Source organism: Flavobacterium rivuli WB 3.3-2 = DSM 21788 (assembly GCF_000378485.1).
Taxonomy (GTDB): Bacteria; Bacteroidota; Bacteroidia; order Flavobacteriales; family Flavobacteriaceae; genus Flavobacterium; species Flavobacterium rivuli.
On sequence record NZ_KB899979.1, the window covers coordinates 35632 to 55726 of the forward strand.

Genomic DNA, 20095 nt, shown 5'->3' on the forward strand with positions numbered 1-20095 from the left:
ATAACTATGTTTTGCAGTAATAGATACATTAAAATTACATTAGAATATTATTATTTAGAATTAATAAAAATAACTTGCATATCTAACGTATGTCCTTTAGATTTGCAATTTAGAATTAATCTAAGTTTAATCAGAATGCAAACCACTTCAAGACTGTTTTTTTACATTGCCTCATTTGTTAGTTTTAGTGCCCTGGCGCAACAACCGGTTAAAGACACTATATATACTAACCTAGATGAAGTAGTTGTAACAGGACAGCCGGAACCTCAATCTATAAAAAAATCGGTTTTTAATGTAAAGGTAATTAGCCGTAAAGATATTGACAGGCAGGCGGCAAATAACCTGGCCGACCTAATGAATTTTTACCTCAACATTAACATAAACCAGGATCCGGGGCAGGGCCGTTCTACAGTATCTGTATTCGGGCTGGATGGGCAATATTTAAAGGTACTCGTAGATAACGTTCCGCTTGTTAGCGATACCGGCCTTGGCAACAACATAGACCTTACCCAGATAAACCTTGATGATGTAGAGCAGATAGAAATTATAGAGGGTTCTATGGGTGTTACCCACGGTGCAAATGCGGTATCGGGTATTATAAACATAATTACTAAAAAATCTACGCAGCACGACTGGGAAATTAAAGCAACTCTACAGGAAGAAAGCGTAGGCAGCGAATATTCTGCATCAGATAAAGGCCGGCACATACAATCGGTAAAAGTATCGCACAAAATAACCGATAACTGGTTTATATCTGTAGGCGGTAACCGTAACGACTTTGCAGGCCTGCAAGGCGACAGGGGGGGTAAAAACTATCTTTATAACGAAACAGATATTAACAGGCAACGTGGTTACAGCTGGCTGCCTAAAGAGCAGTATGTGGGCAATGCACTATTAAGCTACAAAAAGAACAGAACAAGGGTATTTTATAAATTTGATTATTTTAACGAGAATATAGATTACTATAACCCTCTTGTAACCATACAGGATAATTATCCTTTTTGGGATATTTTATTTGGCAACGACAGGCGCTACAAAACAGAAAGGCTGTACCATCATTTAAACTCGTCGGGGTATTTGTTTAAAGAAATGGCCTACAACATTTCTGCCTCATACCAAAAACAAACGCGCGATTTTGAAGATTTTAAATACTTTATAGAGGAGCGCAACGAGGCAGATAACCAAAGGCTAACCTACCAGTCTACAGAGGTATTGTACTCTACGGGTAGTATAAGCAACATTCTTAATAATAAAAAATACAACCTGCAGGTAGGTTATGAGCTTGTAAACGAAAAAGGATTTGCATCTTCCAGGACAGGATTATTCAGGGACGAAAATGGTGGCTTTGCAGATAAAAGAGCTACTCTTAATAATTATGATGTGTATACTGCTGCCGAACTGGCTTTTACAGAACGTTTCTCTGGCCGTGCCGGTGTACGTTACTCAGCACAATCAAAATTCGACGACCAGTATGCAGCATCTGTAGGCCTTCGCTACTTGTTTGATAAAGGTATAGAAGTGCGCTCGTCTTTGGGCAAATCATACCGTACACCAAACTTTGAAGAGCTTTACACATACCTTGTAGATTCTAACCACGATGTAAGGGGTAATCCTGACCTTGTTCCGGAAAACAGTACATCTGTAGACCTTAATATCAAAAAAATAACCAACTTTTCATCGGGCTTAAAAATGTCTAACAACTTTATGGTTACTTACCTTGACGTTATAGACAGGATAGGCCAGGTACAAATAAATTTTGTACCCCTGCAATACAAGTATATAAACATAGATAACTTTAAGGTATGGAACTTTAGTACGAGCCACGAGTTTAACTATAATAATTTTATGCTTAAAGCCGGTGGGGCAGTAACAGGAACGTCTCAAAATGTAAGCAATGGGGCCGTAAGGAGTGATGACTCATACCTGTGGGCAGTGCAGCTAAATGCTAATTTAAACTATAGCGTTCCTAAATGGAATACAGAATTTTCTGTATTCTACAAACTAAACGGGCAGCAACAGCAAATAGTTTCTACTACAGATCCTAACGACAGTACAAGATCAATATTTGGTATAGCAAAAATCAGTTCATTTAGCTGGCTTAATGCATCTGTTCGCAAATCATTCTTTAAAAAGAGTTTTGATGTAACACTGGGTGCAAGAAATTTGCTTGATGTTACAAACGTGCGCAGCTCTATAGCACAAGGCGGTAACCTGGGCCATGGCGGTGGCAGTACCGATTTGCCCGCAGCATACGGCCGTTCTTATTTTGTTAAACTGGTTTACAACATAAACTTATAAACTATTAGTATGAAAAAGATAGTTACACTTTTTGCCTTTGTAGTGGCATTGCTCTTAACAGCCTGTAATGAAGATGATAACGGCACAAACCGCATGGGTGTATCGTTCGCAGTAGAATCTGTAAATATTACAGATGCCGTAACTCCCGTAAAGATCCTTTTTTATAAAGACGCACCATCAGATGGTTTTGTAACAATTAGCTATACCACGCAAAATGTGGCTTATGGCGCTGATTTTACAACGAATACTGCTGCCGAAGGTGGCACGTTTACATTACCCTTTACTGCCGGAGCCACAGCAATAGAATTTAACTTTAATAAAATTACCAATGCTGCCGAAGGCGAAGTAAAAAACGTAGTATTTAAAATAGCACAGATATCGCTTAGCCAGGTAGAAATTACAGGCAACGAAACGGTAACATTAAACTTTAATGAAACAGCTTCTACCGGAGGCCCGGCATCGCCACTTGTGGGTGGGTCTAATCAGCCTAACCAGGTATATTTTGATTTAAGCTCCGGCCAGTACAAAACGTCGTTAAGATCAAACTGGGATTTAGGTTTTTATGGTGGCGATAACTTTAGGGTAGTAATAAACGGTTCTATAGGCATGGCTGTAAAACAACTTACTACTACAGATATAGATGCCATACAAACATCTAACAATCTTGTGTCTATAGGGACATTTGACCCTGCCAATGCAGTATATATTGACAACCCTAACGGGTTTTTAAGCGGTACCGCCATTGCAGAAGTTAGCGCTAATGATGCCGATAATAAGGTATATCTTGTAAACATGGGCTTTAGTGTACCTACCACACCGGCAGGAAACGGAGCTGTAAGCGTAGCCGGACCATTAAGAGGATGGAAAAAAATACGCATACTTAGAGATAGTAATGGTTACAAACTGCAATATGCCGACCTGAATGCCACCACACATACAGAGGTTGCCATTGCAAAAGACCCTGTATATAATTTTACTTATTACAGCCTGCAAAATAATGCACCTGTAACAATAGAACCCGAGAAAGCAACCTGGGATCTTAACTTTACCACCTTTACTAATATTATAGAAGGTGCAGGATCTTATTTTTATTCAGATTTTGTAATTACCAATGCCAAAGGCGGCACAAGGGCTTATGAAGTACTTACAAGTGCAATACCTTATGATAATTTTACTGCTGCAAATCTTGTAACAGATGATGCCAGGCTTAAAACAGATACAGAGCAGGACCAAAGAATAATAGGTGCTAACTGGCGAAATGTTATTCCGGTGCAGCTGTATTCTGACAGATATTATATAATTAAAGATCCGGCGGGCAACATCTATAAACTAAGGTTTACAGCATTGCTAAGCCAGCAGGGCGAAAGAGGTAACCCGTCCTTTCAGTATGCCCTTGTACAATAAGTTTTTGTAAGTTAGTTTTTGTTTTATTCCCCCCGGCAGTTTGTGTGTTTAATACTGCCGGGTTTTTTGTGCTTTATAGTTATCGCGTACAAATGCATGTAAGTGATTTAAACCACTAAGTACACAAAGTTTTTTCACTAAGGTCACAAGGCTATATGAATAAAACAGGTACATATTCCGCCATAGGCGGGAGTACACAAAGCTAATACGTAAAGCCTTGTGTACTCAATCCTGATTGACAGGATTGTCATTTTTTGTGCAAAGTATCAGGCCTGACTTTGTGTTCTTAGTGAAACCATCGCGCCCTTTGTGGTAAAACCACAATTCGTGTTTCTGTTTATTGCAACTTAAACCGCAAAGAAATCTTCCAGCTCTTGTAATGTTTCGGCAGATGTTTTTATGTCTTTTACCACCTCGCCCTTATGCATAGCTACAATACGGGTACTAACCTCTGTAGTATGTGCCAGGTCATGGCTCGACACCAAAATAGTTACATTTTTATCGTCAGAAAGGTCTTTAATAATCTTTTTAAGCCTGAACTGTGTAGTAGGATCCAGGTTTGCAAAAGGCTCATCGAGTATAATAACTTCGGGGTTACCAATGAGGGTGGCGATAATGCCCACCTTTTTTTGGTTTCCTTTAGAGAGGTCGCGCAGGTATTTCTTCTTTTTAAGTATTTCGCCATTAAAAAAATCTTCATGCTTTTTGAGCAATTCGTCTACGGCTTGCTTGTCCTGCCCGCGCAATTCGCCTATAAAATAAAAATACTCTTCAGGCGTAAGGTAGCCAATAAGAAATGTTTCGTCAATAAATGCAGCAGTAAACGGTTTCCAGCCTTCGCTCTTGTTTACCTGTATCCCGTTAGATGTTATAGAGCCGGTAGAAGGCTCTATTAAATCCAGCAGCAGGCTAAAAAAAGTAGTTTTACCCGCGCCATTGTTACCCACAAGCCCAAAGCTTTCGCCCTTTTGTATCTCAAGGTTGCCTATGTTAAGTACTGTGATTCCTTTATATGTTTTTGTAAGGTTATTTACCTGTATCATGATATATAGTAGTAATAGTTGTGGTTAGTTTTTTTGTTTGTAGGCATCTATAGTAGAGTACTTTTCTGATAGGTACACCTTTTCGATAGCTTTAAATACGATGTTCCTGAAAGCAAACCCCAAAATGCCTAATGCGGCTACCAGCGCAATGCCGGCTCCTTTGCCCAACAGTTTATCGCCATACATAAAAACAAGAAAAGGCAGTATAAGCTTAGGCAGTACCAGCAAAATAGCCTTTATATTAAATGCTTTTTTACCGCCAAAAGCCTGTTGTGTAGTTGTAAGGTCTATAGGGGTTTTTATAAATGCACCACTAAGCAATGCCAAATGAGAATTTACACCCATGTTATATATGGCAGCTGCCAGTACCATAAGGTAAGCTTCGACACCAAAAAATAAGCAAACGGTAGCCAGTAATGTTGTAACCGCTGTGGCAATAACAATGAGCCACCACTTAGCCGATATATACTCGCGGTATTTAATATTCTGGCTCATCATTAATGGGTAGTAGGCACTATCCCAGCTGGGCACTAACTGCCCAAAGGTAAACATGAAACCATTTGTTATAGAAAGTGCCCCGAGTATCTTCCAGTACGGGTTATTATATTGTTCTACTACTCCCGATAATAAAAGTATACCATAGGCATAAAAAAACACACCCTGAAACACAGTGGTGCGTGGCCTCTTGTTGCGCCATATTAGCTTAATGTCGTTTTTAAGGAACGTGCCCATAAGCCCAAAGCGGTTAAGCCAGGTAAGGTTTTGGGTAACGGCCTCAGTATGTTTGCCTTTAAGCCCGGTATCCAGGTACATGGCTTTTGTAAAATAGGTAAAGGTGTATTTCCATACTGCCGCTAACACTATTACAGGCAGCAGGAACATATAAGGCGTATTATAAAAACTATCGAACACCGGCCCGGTATACTGTGTAACATCAAACAGGTTATAGTAGTGTAATGATCCTAAACCTGCAATTACCGCAATAAATATAATAAAGAGGTTGTCTTTGCCATCAAGCAGCAGGTTTATAAGGTTGTTTATATACACTATTGCCCATAACGATACCATCCATAAAATTACGTTCAGGGCAGGATAATCTCCCTTAAATATGAGCAATAAAGCAAAAGGTATAAACAAAAAAGCGGGCAGCAATGTAAAGATAGATACAAACGTTTTACCCATTATAAAGCTTATTATCGTACCCCTATTTATAGGCATGGGTAGCAGCGGCCGTATGTTTATAACGGGTATCGACTGAAAAATTATGCGAATGGTAACATCTGCCAGGAAGTAGTAAATCAGGAATCTATTTACCGTTTGTATAGGGTTCATTTTTTCGTCCCTAAAAATAAAAAACATGCCTACACCGCCCATTGCAAATAAAATGGCAAGGTTTATTTTACCAATGATCATAAATATCTTTAAGATCATGTTGCCGGTAAAAGATGCAGAGCGGGTAAAGGATTTCCACTCAAGGCGTAAAAATTTACTGAACATAAAGGGTTGCGGTTTGGTTTATGGTATTAGTAGCTGCATGCCGCCTAAAGTTACAGTATTTATTGAAAAATAAAGCAGTCTGAATAATTTATCACGCAAAGGCGCGAAGACGCAAAGCTGTATACTAAATTAGGTGTCATTACAACAACTGTTAAGACGCAAAGCTTTGCCGACTTACAGTCGCTTGGTGGGTAAGAGTGTAGTATCCGGCTTAGCGTCTTTGCATGAAGTTAAAATAGTCAAAAATCGACTAAATATAATAATAGATGGTACTACACTATGTTACAGTTTTTCCCATTTATAACCAGGATATGCTGCTGAGAGATGTTCTGTTGCCTTTGCCGGAATAACATACAGCACTACATAGCTGTGCATAAGGCTGAGTACAAATACAAGTGCCATTAACAATATAAAGATTTCTTGCAGATGATCGCGCAATGCAAACTGCATGAATTGTATGGTCATGCCTGCAACAGCCATAGCCGATCCGCCCCTGTATATCATTTCTTCCAGGAGCCAGCGTTTACCTGTGGCGTCAGTTTTTACTTTGTATATCTTCTTAAGCTTTATTATCCTGTAAAAACTGAAACCTTCTAATATAAGAATTAGCGGTATATAAACAGGAAGAAAAAATTTGAATAATTTATAGGTTATTACAAACATGGCTATGGTAAGTAGTATGCGCGGCAGTTTAAAAAACTCTTTAAAGTAACGGGCCATAAGCTTCGTATATTTTTTGCCCAGCGCTTTTTGGCGTTCTTCTACCACATCGCTAAAGCCGTATATGCCAAATTTTTTAAACTCTGTTTTCAGGGCATCGTCAAATGTTAACTGCGGCTTTACTTCCCAAAGTGTTTCTATGGCATTGGCAAGATGGTCTACAAGCTCTGTCTGCAAGTCGTAATATTCTACAAAATGCTGTCGGGTAAAAGTATAAAGCTGTTCTATTTGTTCGGCGTTTAAAGTTTTATGCATTGTAGCGTAATTTGTATTCTTTATTAAGTTGCTTTGCCGTTACTAACAGCAATGCCGAAAAAGAAATTATTGCAGCAAAACACAGCATTACCAAGGCATCTGATGCCATTTCTTTTTGCCATTTAAGCATTCTTAAGGTTATGTAAAAAAGCGGAGCCGGTAAAATACCAAAACCGGAAATTGCAGAAAATTGGTCTTTATCTACAATAGCTTTCCATGCATTAGGCATAGAGGCCATACAGCTTAATACAACATAGCTTAAAAACAATAATAGTGTTACATCGCCCCTGTCAAGAAAAGTGTGTAAAAGCATAGCGATTAAAAATACCGAAACAAACAGCAAGAAGAACCACGGCTTACGACTACTTTTAAACAAGTAATTGAGGCTTTTTTTGAACGCTATAAACATAAACTTCCTGTTCGTTCTTTTCAGTTCTTTTTTATGAAACACGATGTAAACTTTCAGCTTTTCATTAAAATCTCCCGATAGTTCCTCCAGGGCGGTGGCAATATGGTCGGTCATTTCATACCGTGTATCTATATAGGCTACCCCTATTTTTAAGGCTGCATCTATAAGTACAATTTGTTCGGCGTTTACAGTTTTATGCATTGTAGCGTAATTTGTATTGTTTATTAAGTGCCCATAACGACTGCATTAGGAACAAAAAGAATGTTATGCTAAACGAATAGTAAAATAGTAAAACCATTGTATTATCTATAAGCCTGCCTGCCCTAAAAACTATCGACCCGCAATATATAAAAGTTACCAGCCTGTTTATTACCGAGTAATTATTCCTGCTGATAATTTTATAGAACCAGAAATAAACATACAGCACAGATGATACTATAAGTAATGTAATTTCAAGGTCGGTGGCCCTATCTTCTACATCACTATAATTGCCAGATAGTATTGCTAAAGCAAACAGGGTTAATGCTACGGCCCATAACTGTGGCTTAAGCACGGTGCTTTTAAGTATGCCTAATGCCTTATTACGTGCCAGCTTTTTAAAAGCACGGTTAGAAGCAAGCAAGTCTTTTTTATTGTAGAGCATGTACCGGCTAAAGTTATCCTTAAATGTGCCATCCATGTTTTCTATGGCAGTAGCCACATGGTCGGTCATTTCATGGCGAATATCGTCGTAGCGCACACCCGCCTCTTCAAGGTATTCATCTATAGTCCGCAGTTCTAAAGGGGTTAGTGGTTTAGCCATGGTATTGTAATTTGTATTGCTTGTTAAATTGCTTAGCAGTTATAAACATTGCCAGGCTAAACATAATTACTGCTGTAAAACAAAGTATTAAAGTTGTATCGTTAAAATATTCTTCATGAAAAAACAGTTGCATAGTAGGATAAAACAGCAGCACATAAATAAAAGCAAAGCTAAAGCTGTAAGAGTATTGCTTCTTTCTGTTAAAAGTAGCGTCAAACAGGCTCGCACCAGATTTGCTTGTTACCAAACAGCAAATGCCAATGTATGCCATATATAATGTAAGGATAGTTTCGGCCTTGCCAAAAAAAGTATTTATAACATATCCTGTTGTAAAAACCACTATTGTAAAAACTAAAAATAAAGGCTTTAGCAAAGTAATAAGCAACTGCTTGTAAGCTTTGCCCATAGCAATAATTATAAACCTTATGTTAAGCTTTTTAAGTTCTCTTTTATGTGCTAACATATAACCTTTTAAATGATGCTCAAAACGCTCATCTTTTTGTTCGAGTGCGGCAGCGATATGGTCGGTTAATTCAATACGGATATCAATATAGTTTATACCCGCTTTTATAAGCGCTTTATCTATAAGCTGTATTTGATGTTCTGTAAGTTTCATAGCTTAAAATTGTAAATCGGGGTTAGGCGATGGGCTCACTAAACTCTGCATGTTCTTTATAAATTCTTCCAGCTCGTTAAGGCGGTTCACGGTTTCTTTCTCGCCGCTTTCGGTAAGCTTGTAGTACTTGCGCATACGGTTGTCTACCTTTTCCACTTCCACATCCAGCAGGCCATCAGCCTCCAGTTTGTGCAGGGCAGGGTAAAGGGCACCTTCGGTAATATTAAGCTCGCCTTTGGTTATAAGCTTTACCTTTTGGGTAATCTCGTAGCCATACATGCGGCCGTTCTCTTCCAGCAGTTTCATTATTATTGTATTAAGGCTGCCTTTGTAAAGTTGTGAGTTTTTCATATAAAAAATGTTCACTGCAAATATACATAATTTTCTTATGCATAATACTCTTAAGTATTATTTTAGTGTTAGAGATTTTATTAACGCAAAAGGAATGCTTATTTTTGCAGGAAATATATAGCAATGTCCACATTTCATTTACTTAAAATAAAAGATATAAAAAGAGAAACACCGGGAGCAGTTTCTATTGCTTTTGATGTTCCTCCTCTGTTGGCCGACCTGTACAACTTTACAGCGGGCCAGTACATTAATATAAAAACCATTTTTGAAGGAGAAGAAATTCGAAAGGCATACTCTATATGCTCTGCCCCCGGCAGCGGCGAACTTCGTGTTGCCATTAAGGCCGTTCAAAATGGTGGGTTCTCTAAGTTTGCCAATGAAAAGCTTGCCGTAGGCGACAGTATGGAAGTAGGCACACCCGAAGGTAATTTTACTTTTGAGCCTAAACCCGACCGCCAGCGCAACTATGCCGCCTTTGCCGCAGGCAGCGGTATTACCCCGGTGCTTGCCATTATACAGTCTGTTTTAGAGGGTGAGCCGGAGAGTACTTTTGTACTTGTTTATGGTAACAAATCGCCGGAAGACACTATTTTTCATGACTTTTTGCACGAGCTGCAACTTAAATATGTAGGCCGCTTTTTTGTACAGTTCGTGTACAGCAAAGCGCGCGAAGAAGGATCACTTTTTGGGCGTATAGAACGTTCTACCGTGAATTTTGTAATTATGAACAAGCACAAGGAAAAAGAATTTTCTAAATTTTACCTGTGCGGGCCGGAAGAGATGATACTTACCGTAAACGAGGTGCTTAAAGAAAAGAACGTTCCTGAAAAGAACATTAAGTTCGAATTGTTCTCTACGCCTATTGCCGAGAAGAAAATTGAGGAGAACCTGGATGGCCAGACAAAAATTACGGTTCTCGTAGATGATGAGGAGACTACCTTTGTAATGTCTCAGCAAATGACGGTGCTCGATGCTGCCCTTAAACAGGGTGTAGATGCCCCATACTCATGCCAGGGTGGTATATGCAGCAGCTGTATGGCGCGTATAACAAATGGTAAGGCAGTGATGCGTAAAAACGCCATACTTACTGATAGCGAAATTGCCGAAGGTTTAGTGCTTACCTGCCAGGCACACCCTACTACTCCGGAGATCTATGTAGATTTTGATGATGTATAATCTTTAAATTTAAAGATTTAAAATTGAATAGTTAAAAGATGCTTTAGGGCATCTTTTTTTGTTGTAAAAATTTAAGAGCTGAGTATTCCATTCCGAATGTAGCGCAGCGAAATTGAGGAATCTCTTAATTAAGCGTTTGAGATTTCTCCTTCGTCGAAATGGAAAAGCGTATGTATTTTATATTGGATTTAATTATTAAAACGTTACATGTAGCAATGTCAGGCCTCTGTCTGTAAACTGCGACTGCAAACTAAACTAAGGCGCTATAAGCTTAAACCCTATCCTTGGGATATTTTCTATACGGATGCTCTCATCCTCCCGGAAAATTTTGCGCAGGCGCGAAATAAACACATCCATACTGCGGCCCATAAAGTAATCATCGGTGCCCCAAAGCTCTGTAAGTATCTTTTCGCGTTTTAGTATGGTATTCTTGTTATCAATAAAAAGCTTCAGCAATGCCGACTCCCTTTCGGTTAGCTGGGTGCTTTCGCCATTTTTTATTACCACATAGTTATCGGGGTCAAACGTAAAAGAGCCTACCGTGCAGGTATTGTTTTTTATGGTGGGCTGCTTTTGGCTGCGCTGTAAAAAAACTTCTATTTTAAGTATAAGTTCTTCTATGCTGTAGGGCTTAACAAGATAATCGTCGGCACCCAGCTTAAGACCTTTTATACGGTCTTCCTTTAAGGTCTTGGCCGATAAAAATATAATGGGCACTTCTATATTTATGGCCCTTATGGCAGCAGCAAGCTCAAAGCCATCCATTTGCGGCAGCATAACATCGAGGATGCACAGGTCATAATCCTCCTTTTTAAAAGCATCAAAAGCATCTTTACCATTTGTAAAATGCACTACCTCATAATATTGCTCAAGGTTATCGGCCGTAAGAAATGCCAGGGTATTATCGTCTTCTACATATAGTATTCTTTTTTTCATTCAAGGCTGCTTTTAGGTATATGTATGGTAATGGTTATCCCGGTTCCCGAATTATTTTTTATGGATATTTTCCAACCGTGAAGTTCACAAATCTTTTTTACATAAAAAAGCCCTATGCCAAAACCTTCTACCTCTTTTTTATTTTCGCGCGGTATGCGATAAAAACGGTCAAACACAAAATCGATGTGCTCTGCTGCAATACCGGGACCATCATCCTTAAATTGAAGTTGCAGCCCTTTACCTTCGGGTGTAACAGTAATATCAATTTTAGGTGTTGCCGTACCGTATTTAATCGCGTTCTCTACAATATTATAAGCAATATTATAAAAGTGAAACTCATCTGCCTTTACTGGGCGGCTATCGCCTAAAGACGTTACATTTACCTGTGCATTTTCAAACTTAAGCATGGCATTGTCTTTAACCAGCTCCAGCGTTTCGGTAATGTTAAAAGCCTTTTTTTCGAGCGATACAATGCTGCCTTCTGTTTTGGCTACAGATAATATGCGCTCTATATGCTGATTAAGCTTGTTGCTTTGCTCTATAATTATTTTAAGGTACTTACTAAGTTTAGGGTTAGTTTCTATAGCCTCCTGCTTAATGGCATAGTTAGATGCTATGAGTATAGACGATAGTGGTGTTTTAAACTCGTGCGTCATGTTGTTAATAAAATCTTTTTGCAGCTCTGTATACTTTTTTTGGCGCAAAAGCAGCAGCACAGAATAGACGTATATAACCAATACTAAAAGTAGTACGCCGGTATATACCCAGTACTGCTGTAACGATGTTATATAACTATGGCGCAACTGCGGGAACCTAACGGCAAAATAATATACCAGCCCCGGTCGTTTTGTAAAACAGTTCTTGCAGGTATGTTTCTCTTTATCGCTACTGTTCATGGTTATGTATTCGCCATAAACCATTTCGTCGCTGCCGCAGTTATACATGGCATACTCATAATCCATGTCGAGCTTTACCTTCTGAAATTCGTTCTTGAGGTATATTTCGAGGATATCTGCCTCAAAAACGTCATCAACATTCACCACATAATAATCTTCAGATATTTTTTTTATAGGGCTTGTAGCCGGCTGTTCGCTTTTATTATCCCTGTAAATTTTTGTAACCACATCCTGCAGGGCAAAATGTATTTTTTCGCCAAGTTCCTTTTTTTCAAAGGTATACGCCTGGTTTAGGGTGGCCAGCTGCATGGCAATAACGCCCACAATAGCGAGCAGCCCTATTAAAACAATGATATTTAATTTATTGAATTTCAATTTTTGGAATGTAATTTGCTTATATGTACACGATAACGTAAATTGCGATACCGATATTACTATAAAATAAGCACAGCCACAACCCGTTAACATGTCGTTAACAAGAGTTTAAAACAGGTTAACAACTTTGTGGCTATAAGTAAATATATTTGTAATATCAATTTTTAAAAAACATTTATTAACTAATAGTATTTAAGTAATTATGAAAACTCTTAAACTTTCTTTATTCGCAGTAGCAGGAGCTTTATTCCTTTCTTTCTCTGCAAATGCACAACAGGTTGCTAAAAAAGATGTAAAAACATCAAGCGTTCCTGTAAAAGCTGCTGTAGCCCCGGCTGCCGCTACACCGGTAGATCAAAAACCTACAGGACTTACCTTTAAAGAAGAAGTTTACAGCTTTGGCGATATTGAAAAAGGTAAACCGGTAACTCACGAATTTACTTTTAAAAATACATCTAAACAAACTATCCTTCTTACAAATGTAAAAGCTTCATGTGGCTGTACTACTCCTACATGGACAAAAACTCCTATTAAACCGGGAGAAAGCGGTAATGTAACTGCTACTTACAATGCTGCTAACGAAGGCGCGTTTACAAAAACTATTACTGTTACAGCTAACGATACAGAGCAAAACAAAGTACTTACTATAAAAGGTAAAGTAAACCCTGGTGCTGCTGTAGTTGCTCCTGCTAACGGTCCTACACAACAATAATAACCCTCTACATTTAAGGTTAGTAAAAGCCATCGGGAAACCGGTGGCTTTTTTGTTTAATAATTATAAATAAAATTAGTTGGAAAAATATCTTTACAAAATGTAAAGTTTGTTTTACTTATTGAGTATTTTGTTTTACATTAGCTTAAAATAAAATCATCAATCATGAAAACGAGTTATTTATTTGCACACTGGTTTAAAACAATAAGCGGTATTTTGTTTGTGTTGTCGTTTATACTGTTTGTTAGCTTTTACGCATTCGACCAGTTTGGTAATTTTGAGTACAAGGCAAAAGTTTTTGCCATTATAGGCAACGACGGTTTTTTAGGCAATAATGATATATTTGACTGGGTAGAAAATTCTATTGTAGATGAGGTACTTGCTACAATTGTAATTGTTAGCGGAGTTGTATTTGCCTTTGCCAAAGAAAAGCATGAAGACGAAATGGTACAATCTATCCGCCTTCACAGCCTTGCCTGGGCAACCATTGCAAATTATGGCATACTGCTGTTTTGCTACTTATTTGTTTACGGGCTGCCGTTTTTAAATGTTTTAATGGGAGCCATGTTCTCACAGCTAATTATATTTATAATACTTTTTCGTTATAAAATGTATCGTTTTTATACTACCCAGCAAGATGAAGAATAACATAAAAGTACAACGTGCCATACACAATTTAACCCAACAGGACCTTGCAGAACGAATACAGGTAAGCAGGCAAACCATTAACGCGCTCGAAGCCGGTAAGTATGTGCCATCTACTGTGCTTGCCCTTAAACTGGCAAAACTGTTTGATAAAAGCGTGAACGATATTTTTGAACTTGAGGCTACCGATTGATTTTTGCGATGCGTATCTTTACGGCAAGACATAAACAGCATGAACCAGGCATACATTAAAACTCCACTTGGCATTGCCCTTATTAAGGGCGATGCCTTTGGTATTAGTAAAATATCTATTTTAGATGATGCTGTGCCGGTTTCTGATACTATTCCTCATGAGCTTGAAACAGCGGTAACGCAGTTGCAGGAATATTTTGCCGGAGGCCGTAATGATTTTGATTTTAAAATAAACCCTGCAGGTACTGATTTCCAGGAAAAAGTTTGGGAGGCGCTCCTTAAAATTCCGTTTGGCACAACAACTTCCTATCAGGCATTATCATTACAATTAGGCGATGTAAAGGCTATTCGTGCTGTGGCATCTGCCAATGGTAAAAACCCATTATGGATAGTAGTTCCCTGCCATCGGGTTATAGGCAGCGACGGCTCCCTTACCGGCTATGCCGGCGGTTTGTGGCGCAAAAAATGGCTACTGGAACATGAATGCCCCCCGGCACAGGGCAGTTTGTTTTAATAGATACCCATTACAGTTTGCGATGCAGTTTTCAATGTTTGTGTATTTGGTATTTTACCGGAAATAGATATGCAATTATCTTTTTTTGAGCTAATAAATATCCCTTGCAACCCTGTAAGTATTAGCATGTGCTTCTATAATAACCTTAATATCGGGGCTATAGCCGCCACCCATACTGCACTGTACGGGTATGCCCAGCTTATGGCAAACAGATAATACAATTTCGTCACGCTGTTTGCAGCCATCTATGGTGCAGCCCAGCTTTCCCAGTTTATCTGTGGCTAAAATATCTACACCGCTCAGGTAAAAAATAAAATCGGGCTTGTGAGAGTCTATAAGTTTGGGTAAAGTTTCTCTTAAGATAGCAAGATATTCGGCATTACCCGTGTTATCCGGTAACGCAATATCAAGGTCTGATACTTCTTTTTTAAATGGGTAATTGGTTTTACCGTGCATCGAGAAAGTAAACACAGCATTGTTGTTAGTAAATATTTCGGCAGTGCCATTACCCTGGTGCACATCAAGATCTACAATTAAAATCTTTTTGGCAAGTTTATTATCAAGCAGGTATTGTGCGGCAATAGCCTGGTCGTTAAGGAGGCAAAAAGCTTCGCCGTGGGTACTGTAAGCATGGTGCGTACCTCCGGCAATATTAAAGGCGATACCCGTTTGCAATGACTGGTGGCATCCCAAAATAGTACCCTGTGCAATGCGAAGTTCGCGTTCTACCAATTCGGTAGAAAGAGGGAAACCAATCTTTCGCACTGCCCGTGGGTCGAGCGTAAGGTTGAGCAAATCGTCCACATAACTTTTATCGTGTATTGCCAGTACATGCTGCATATCCGGCATGCCGGGGGCATGAAAGTCCGCCTCTGCGGCCGTGCCTTCATACAGTAATTGCTGTGGCAATAGCTCGTACTTGAGCATTGGGAAACGGTGCCCTTCCGGCAGCGGGTGTTTATATATGGGATGAAAAGCTATAGGGAGCATATAACAGTGTTTTATATCCCGTCATCCATTGCCTTTTGCAACACTTCAAAAAATAGCCCCACGTGATAACCGTCCATCAGGCCATGATGTACGTGTACCGATACCGGCATAGTACGGTTGCCAGCATCATCAACCATCATTTTGCCAACAGATACTTTAGGACAGCTATCAGGAAACGTAAAATTGCGTGCATGAGATAACGAGGTAAAGTTTACCCAGGGTAATGCAGAAAAGTGGATTAAATTATCCTCATCAAACGTTCTGGTAAACAGACCCGGAGTATTGCGCACGCGCTCAATTTCTGTTTGCGCACCGGCAACAAACGTTTCTATATTTTTGTGGTAAGGCATAAAAGAAAAGCCAAAAGTAGTATCGTTGCGCATTACTGTAGATGACACGTTTATAGTATCGTGAATAAGCACTTCGCCATTAGCAATGCGGTATTTAAAAGCCTCAATACTATTAACGGCAGTTAAGGTTTTGTGCAGGTAGTATAAAAAGAAAGGGATACCTTTTTGTTTAGCGGCAGTGTATGCTTTTGTACAATTTATAGTGGTAACAACGCCAAAGAAAGGCTCATTGAAACTGCTAAAAAATTTAAAATGTTCTTTGCGTGGCCAGGTATCAAGGTTTAATGTAACAGGCATTTTGTATGTAATAAGTATATTGCAAAGGTAAAACCTATAGAGCAGGATACCGTTAATTACTCCACAAAATCGTCCTGAAATTTTACCATTACATACTTTTTAGCTTTAGCATCATAAAAGCCAAGCACATAATAATAATCGTATTTAAAAACAGTTTGCATGCTAACAGCTTTTTCATGGCCTGCAATATACTGGCCTATATAATCGGCGGCAAGCCTTTGCTGGGGCAATGGCTTGTGGTTAAAGCTATCATCAAACAAACTTTCAAAATAAACATTCTGGTTATTGCCCGGAAACATGCCCGACATGTCTCCGCTGCCAACGCCCGATGCAATTGTAGCCCCGCTCATCATGGCGCCTAAAATAAGGTCGCCCGCCGGCATGATGTTACGAATAGAGCCTGTTACCACCATAATATCATTTGGGGTTTGGTAAACCGATACGGCTGCATCGCCCATAGCTGCCTTGCGAAGAAACTTTTTAGTGTTCTTAAACTCGTTGCCGCGCCTGTCGCCGGTTTGCTCCAGCAATGGCGAATTTTTAAAGGTAATGGTATCTTCTTTACCGGCCTCGTATGTTTTTATCACTTCGCCGTTTAATATATTAGTTGCCGATAAGTTAAGTTCTTCATCATTTAGGGTAACCTGGTATAACTTCTGGTTGTGCAAAAACGAATTAGACTTGCCCTCCTTTATAATTAATTGCGGAATTACTTTTTCTGTTACGCTATAGTTGCTTGTATTAACAGTAAAAATCTGGGTATAGGCAGGGTTCTGGTCGAATGTAAACTGTATGGCTTTCTCAGAAACGTATAATTTTACCTTTGCAGCAGCAGGGGGCAGGGGAGTGTAAGCATTTTCAACTTTCTGAACCGAATAGTCTCCCAAAAGTTTGCTTAAAGTGGTAGGGTGGTTATCGGCATCCTTAAACGTAAACGCAGAAAAATCTAACAGCCTGAGCAGGTAGCGGCCCTCGTAAAAAGCATATAATTTTAACTTAGAGCCCAGTTTAGGCAGCGTTATAATGTAAAAATAGTTGTTTTCGCTAAAGGTGCTCAGTATTTGCTCATTTGTAAAAGGCAGCGCAAAATTATAATCGGTAACGGTTTTGGTTTCAAAATCAAAATGCAGCTCCTGTATTTTTTTATAGTCAGAACTTGCCCAGTAAGCCGATGGCTGCCCGTTTTCGTTATAGCTGTAACCGGCCATAAAATCGTACTCGTCGGCATCGGGCCGTTCTGTAGCAATGCTGTCTTTATAGTACAGCACCCGGGTGTACTGCAGGGCAGTAACCGTATTTTTATCTGATGCAAAAACAACCACGCCATGATTTTTAGCCTCCGGTGCAGTAAGGATTTCGTGGTAGTCCCTCGATTTTTTTAAATCAATATTATGTGCAGATAAAACAACCTGGCTAAAGGCGTTTTGCAGGCAGCAGGTTATAAGTAATGTGGTGAGTATTTTTTTGATGGTCATGGCTGGCAAATTTTTATTTAAGGTAACAATTTTTGAGCCAGTTTGTTTTTAAGCATGTTTTATGGCTTAGCTTTTTTACTTTTTAATATTGAATCCACCTTTTTTAATGAAATTGAATCTACTGATTTAGATATATTATCTCCTAATTTGACCTCTTTTTTCTCAAATTCTGAAAGAGAATTATAACCAACTATAGCGATAATAAAGAGAACAAAAACATAAATAATACCTATCCAATTATTTTTAAAACCTCTCGTTGAAAATAATATCAAAATAATAAAAATTCCTAAAGCAGATGCAAGTGAAAGCATAAATAATAGAGATTGCCATACCGATTCTACAAATTTAAATGCTGGAATTGAAGATAGGACAAATGTTATAATTGCCGTAAATATGCTAATTATCTCAATCGATTTAAAATCTCTTTTCTCTATTTCGCTTTTAAGATCTTTAATGTCTTCTAAATCTTTTCTAATTCTTTTAATTGAATCAATCTGAAAAGATAAACTTTTGAATTTTTGTTTTATTTCAATATACTGTTTATCAATTTGATTATTTACTGCGGGTAGAATAAATGAAGATGCTATAAAAATATTTGGTAATTCATCTATATTAAAAGAATCTATAGGGACTTGGCACTCACTAAAAGGTAATAAAAAGATATAATTATTGTTTGTTTTTGACCATTCTTTACTTAAAAAGTATTCGTCTAATTTATTACCACATTCATCAGTGATTAATTTTTCATACTCATCCAAAAATTGGAGATTTGTTACTTCTTCGCTTTTTTTGGACAGGATATTAATTAATACGTTTAAATATTTATAATCTAAAAAAAAGTTATTTATTTCACCCTTAAGTAATCTTTTCGTTTTATTATATTCTTCTTTAATATCATAAATATTATCCGTTTTTTCAATATATGAGGAAAATGCGTTATTTAATGCGTAATTTGAAATAATATTTAATGCGTATTTATCATAAAAATTTGTGTTAACATCACTCTGTTTTTTTAGGAGATGTGACGATATTTCTTTTAATTTTTGATAATTTCTATGTACATCTTTGTTATATTTAATTAACTGATGAATTTGAATCGTGTTTAATGTTGACAACTCAGAATTTTTTATGGCTTTAATTCTTTTTTGTGTTTCATGTTTCCAGTTATTAAATAATTCGTAGTGTGAATCGATCAATTTTGACCAATCAATTAGTTTACTATTATCTGACTGATACTCTTCTAATGTATTAGTGTTTCCATCAATTGAATAATGTATTGCAGAAGGATTTTCTTGCTGTTTTCGAGCCTTCCACTTGTGTTCTAAATAGCTTATCTTAAATTTTATAACTTTGGTAACTTTTACAAATTCTAAAATATCTAATTCTTCTATTACTTTTTCAATTGTATATAATCCTTCAAATTGTCTATTTTCACTTGAAAAAAAATGATCGTAAAATGATAGATCAATATTATTTACTAAATAACGCCAAAGATTTTCTGAGTACTTAGATAATGTAGATTTATTGAACTCACGTCTTATTTGCTGATCGGAAGAAAAAAGATATTCAACTTTATCTAAGGAATATTCATTTTCTATTCTTTTTATAAAAATTTTATAGCTCGAACATCCTATCTTAACTGCACTAATAAATTCTGATATTTTAGTTTGTAATTCTAAATGAAATGAGTTAGTTAGGTTTAAAGTTGTAGATAAACGATCTTCAATACCCTCTAACTCTGTCTTAATGTTAACATTATAGATATACTCCCCAATTAAAAGAGAATAATTTAAAAGCTTATAGATATCTTTTATATAGTCGTCTGATTGTTGAAAAAAAATATCTTTCTTTAGAAGAAGTCTTTCTTCGTAATGAGAATTATTATTTTCTGCAATTGAGTTGATTATTGGTGCTTCTGAACCAGATGTAACAATGGCTTCATCAGTTGAATTTTCAATTAAGGATTCGTCATTATTTATAGGTAAAGATTCTTCTTCTAATTCTATTGTATCCTGTAGCCAAGAATCAGAAGAAGATCTTACCTCCGATATTTCATAAAAAATATCATTAACATCAATAGAACTAGTCTCAAAAGCATCAATTAAAGCAGGAATTCTTGATATTAACTTCTCCATGTATGAT

The 20095-nt window shown here is 37.7% G+C and carries 20 protein-coding genes; 7 read left to right on the forward strand and 13 right to left on the reverse strand.

What is annotated here, in order from left to right:
* The first annotated feature begins 135 nt into the window (after positions 1-135).
* Complete coding sequence (locus F565_RS0119700; protein ID WP_020214969.1) at positions 136-2298, forward strand: TonB-dependent receptor plug domain-containing protein; 2163 nt, start codon at positions 136-138, stop codon at positions 2296-2298.
* A gap of 9 nt (positions 2299-2307) precedes the next feature.
* Positions 2308-3702, forward strand: coding sequence for an HmuY family protein (locus F565_RS22050; protein ID WP_020214970.1), 1395 nt, complete (start codon positions 2308-2310; stop codon positions 3700-3702).
* 347 nt (positions 3703-4049) lie between these two features.
* On the opposite strand, the gene F565_RS0119710 is transcribed toward F565_RS22050, so the two are convergent.
* The 7 genes from F565_RS0119710 to F565_RS0119740 form a co-directional block, all read right to left on the reverse strand.
* On the reverse strand, positions 4050-4745 hold the full coding sequence (locus F565_RS0119710; protein ID WP_020214971.1) for an ABC transporter ATP-binding protein: 696 nt from the start codon (positions 4743-4745) through the stop codon (positions 4050-4052).
* A 24-nt stretch (positions 4746-4769) separates the two neighbouring features.
* The gene (locus tag F565_RS0119715) at positions 4770-6242 is read right to left on the reverse strand and encodes a DUF5687 family protein (RefSeq protein ID WP_026300195.1); all 1473 of its coding nucleotides are present in this window, start codon (positions 6240-6242) and stop codon (positions 4770-4772) included.
* Between the two features lie 282 nt (positions 6243-6524).
* The gene (locus F565_RS0119720) at positions 6525-7217 is read right to left on the reverse strand and encodes a hypothetical protein (protein ID WP_020214974.1); all 693 of its coding nucleotides are present in this window, start codon (positions 7215-7217) and stop codon (positions 6525-6527) included.
* Positions 7210-7827 (reverse strand): hypothetical protein, encoded by a 618-nt coding sequence (locus F565_RS0119725; RefSeq protein ID WP_020214975.1) that lies wholly within the window; start codon positions 7825-7827, stop codon positions 7210-7212. Before F565_RS0119725 ends, F565_RS0119720 begins: the two co-directional genes overlap by 8 nt.
* On the reverse strand, positions 7820-8428 hold the full coding sequence (locus F565_RS0119730) for a hypothetical protein (RefSeq protein ID WP_020214976.1): 609 nt from the start codon (positions 8426-8428) through the stop codon (positions 7820-7822). Before F565_RS0119730 ends, F565_RS0119725 begins: the two co-directional genes overlap by 8 nt.
* Positions 8421-9044: a hypothetical protein gene (locus tag F565_RS0119735; RefSeq protein ID WP_020214977.1), complete on the reverse strand. Its 624-nt coding sequence runs from the start codon at positions 9042-9044 to the stop codon at positions 8421-8423. Before F565_RS0119735 ends, F565_RS0119730 begins: the two co-directional genes overlap by 8 nt.
* 3 nt (positions 9045-9047) lie before the next feature.
* Positions 9048-9395, reverse strand: a complete 348-nt coding sequence (locus tag F565_RS0119740) for a PadR family transcriptional regulator (protein ID WP_020214978.1) — start codon at positions 9393-9395, stop codon at positions 9048-9050.
* A gap of 123 nt (positions 9396-9518) precedes the next feature.
* Between F565_RS0119740 and F565_RS0119750 the strand changes: the two genes are divergently transcribed.
* Positions 9519-10571 carry a ferredoxin--NADP reductase gene (locus F565_RS0119750; RefSeq protein WP_020214980.1) on the forward strand — a complete coding sequence of 351 codons (1053 nt, stop codon included), beginning with the start codon at positions 9519-9521 and terminating at the stop codon, positions 10569-10571.
* A 255-nt stretch (positions 10572-10826) separates the two neighbouring features.
* Here F565_RS0119750 and F565_RS0119755 read toward each other — a convergent pair whose 3' ends face one another.
* Both F565_RS0119755 and F565_RS0119760 read right to left on the reverse strand, forming a co-directional pair.
* Positions 10827-11507, reverse strand: a complete 681-nt coding sequence (locus F565_RS0119755; RefSeq protein WP_020214981.1) for a response regulator transcription factor — start codon at positions 11505-11507, stop codon at positions 10827-10829.
* Complete coding sequence (locus F565_RS0119760; protein WP_026300196.1) at positions 11504-12778, reverse strand: sensor histidine kinase; 1275 nt, start codon at positions 12776-12778, stop codon at positions 11504-11506. The genes F565_RS0119755 and F565_RS0119760 overlap by 4 nt, the downstream gene beginning before the upstream one ends.
* A 202-nt stretch (positions 12779-12980) precedes the next feature.
* On the opposite strand from F565_RS0119760, the gene F565_RS0119765 reads away from it, so the two are divergent.
* The 4 genes from F565_RS0119765 to F565_RS0119780 all read left to right on the forward strand — a co-directional run bounded on the left by F565_RS0119765 (position 12981) and on the right by F565_RS0119780 (position 14841).
* Entirely contained in the window at positions 12981-13490 is a 510-nt protein-coding gene (locus F565_RS0119765) for a DUF1573 domain-containing protein (protein WP_020214983.1), read from the forward strand.
* Between the two features lie 165 nt (positions 13491-13655).
* Positions 13656-14138: a hypothetical protein gene (locus F565_RS22055; protein WP_020214984.1), complete on the forward strand. Its 483-nt coding sequence runs from the start codon at positions 13656-13658 to the stop codon at positions 14136-14138.
* On the forward strand, positions 14128-14328 hold the full coding sequence (locus tag F565_RS0119775; RefSeq protein WP_020214985.1) for a helix-turn-helix transcriptional regulator: 201 nt from the start codon (positions 14128-14130) through the stop codon (positions 14326-14328). The genes F565_RS22055 and F565_RS0119775 overlap by 11 nt, the downstream gene beginning before the upstream one ends.
* Before the next feature lie 39 nt (positions 14329-14367).
* Entirely contained in the window at positions 14368-14841 is a 474-nt protein-coding gene (locus tag F565_RS0119780) for a methylated-DNA--[protein]-cysteine S-methyltransferase (protein ID WP_020214986.1), read from the forward strand.
* Between the two features lie 90 nt (positions 14842-14931).
* Here the strand turns inward: F565_RS0119780 and F565_RS0119785 are convergent, their stop codons facing one another.
* From F565_RS0119785 to F565_RS0119800, 4 genes are read right to left on the reverse strand one after another with little or no spacing between them, the layout of a single operon-like run.
* Positions 14932-15831 (reverse strand): histone deacetylase family protein, encoded by a 900-nt coding sequence (locus tag F565_RS0119785; RefSeq protein WP_020214987.1) that lies wholly within the window; start codon positions 15829-15831, stop codon positions 14932-14934.
* Between the two features lie 11 nt (positions 15832-15842).
* Entirely contained in the window at positions 15843-16478 is a 636-nt protein-coding gene (locus tag F565_RS0119790) for a chloramphenicol acetyltransferase (RefSeq protein ID WP_020214988.1), read from the reverse strand.
* 56 nt (positions 16479-16534) lie between these two features.
* Positions 16535-17953, reverse strand: coding sequence for a hypothetical protein (locus F565_RS0119795; RefSeq protein WP_020214989.1), 1419 nt, complete (start codon positions 17951-17953; stop codon positions 16535-16537).
* A gap of 59 nt (positions 17954-18012) precedes the next feature.
* Positions 18013-20088, reverse strand: coding sequence for a TrbL/VirB6 family protein (locus F565_RS0119800; protein ID WP_020214990.1), 2076 nt, complete (start codon positions 20086-20088; stop codon positions 18013-18015).
* Positions 20089-20095: the final 7 nt, after the last annotated feature.

Excerpts from the sequence above, each read along its gene's own strand:
- F565_RS0119700 (WP_020214969.1), top strand. The coding sequence starts at position 136 with ATGCAAACCACTTCAAGACTGTTTTTTTACATTGCCTCATTTGTTAGT.
- F565_RS22050 (WP_020214970.1), top strand. The coding sequence starts at position 2,308 with ATGAAAAAGATAGTTACACTTTTTGCCTTTGTAGTGGCATTGCTCTTA.
- F565_RS0119710 (WP_020214971.1), bottom strand. The coding sequence starts at position 4,745 with ATGATACAGGTAAATAACCTTACAAAAACATATAAAGGAATCACAGTA.
- F565_RS0119715 (WP_026300195.1), bottom strand. The coding sequence starts at position 6,242 with ATGTTCAGTAAATTTTTACGCCTTGAGTGGAAATCCTTTACCCGCTCT.
- F565_RS0119720 (WP_020214974.1), bottom strand. The coding sequence starts at position 7,217 with ATGCATAAAACTTTAAACGCCGAACAAATAGAACAGCTTTATACTTTT.
- F565_RS0119725 (WP_020214975.1), bottom strand. The coding sequence starts at position 7,827 with ATGCATAAAACTGTAAACGCCGAACAAATTGTACTTATAGATGCAGCC.
- F565_RS0119730 (WP_020214976.1), bottom strand. The coding sequence starts at position 8,428 with ATGGCTAAACCACTAACCCCTTTAGAACTGCGGACTATAGATGAATAC.
- F565_RS0119735 (WP_020214977.1), bottom strand. The coding sequence starts at position 9,044 with ATGAAACTTACAGAACATCAAATACAGCTTATAGATAAAGCGCTTATA.
- F565_RS0119740 (WP_020214978.1), bottom strand. The coding sequence starts at position 9,395 with ATGAAAAACTCACAACTTTACAAAGGCAGCCTTAATACAATAATAATG.
- F565_RS0119750 (WP_020214980.1), top strand. The coding sequence starts at position 9,519 with ATGTCCACATTTCATTTACTTAAAATAAAAGATATAAAAAGAGAAACA.
- F565_RS0119755 (WP_020214981.1), bottom strand. The coding sequence starts at position 11,507 with ATGAAAAAAAGAATACTATATGTAGAAGACGATAATACCCTGGCATTT.
- F565_RS0119765 (WP_020214983.1), top strand. The coding sequence starts at position 12,981 with ATGAAAACTCTTAAACTTTCTTTATTCGCAGTAGCAGGAGCTTTATTC.
- F565_RS22055 (WP_020214984.1), top strand. The coding sequence starts at position 13,656 with ATGAAAACGAGTTATTTATTTGCACACTGGTTTAAAACAATAAGCGGT.
- F565_RS0119775 (WP_020214985.1), top strand. The coding sequence starts at position 14,128 with ATGAAGAATAACATAAAAGTACAACGTGCCATACACAATTTAACCCAA.
- F565_RS0119780 (WP_020214986.1), top strand. The coding sequence starts at position 14,368 with ATGAACCAGGCATACATTAAAACTCCACTTGGCATTGCCCTTATTAAG.
- F565_RS0119785 (WP_020214987.1), bottom strand. The coding sequence starts at position 15,831 with ATGCTCCCTATAGCTTTTCATCCCATATATAAACACCCGCTGCCGGAA.
- F565_RS0119790 (WP_020214988.1), bottom strand. The coding sequence starts at position 16,478 with ATGCCTGTTACATTAAACCTTGATACCTGGCCACGCAAAGAACATTTT.
- F565_RS0119795 (WP_020214989.1), bottom strand. The coding sequence starts at position 17,953 with ATGACCATCAAAAAAATACTCACCACATTACTTATAACCTGCTGCCTG.
- F565_RS0119800 (WP_020214990.1), bottom strand. The coding sequence starts at position 20,088 with ATGGAGAAGTTAATATCAAGAATTCCTGCTTTAATTGATGCTTTTGAG.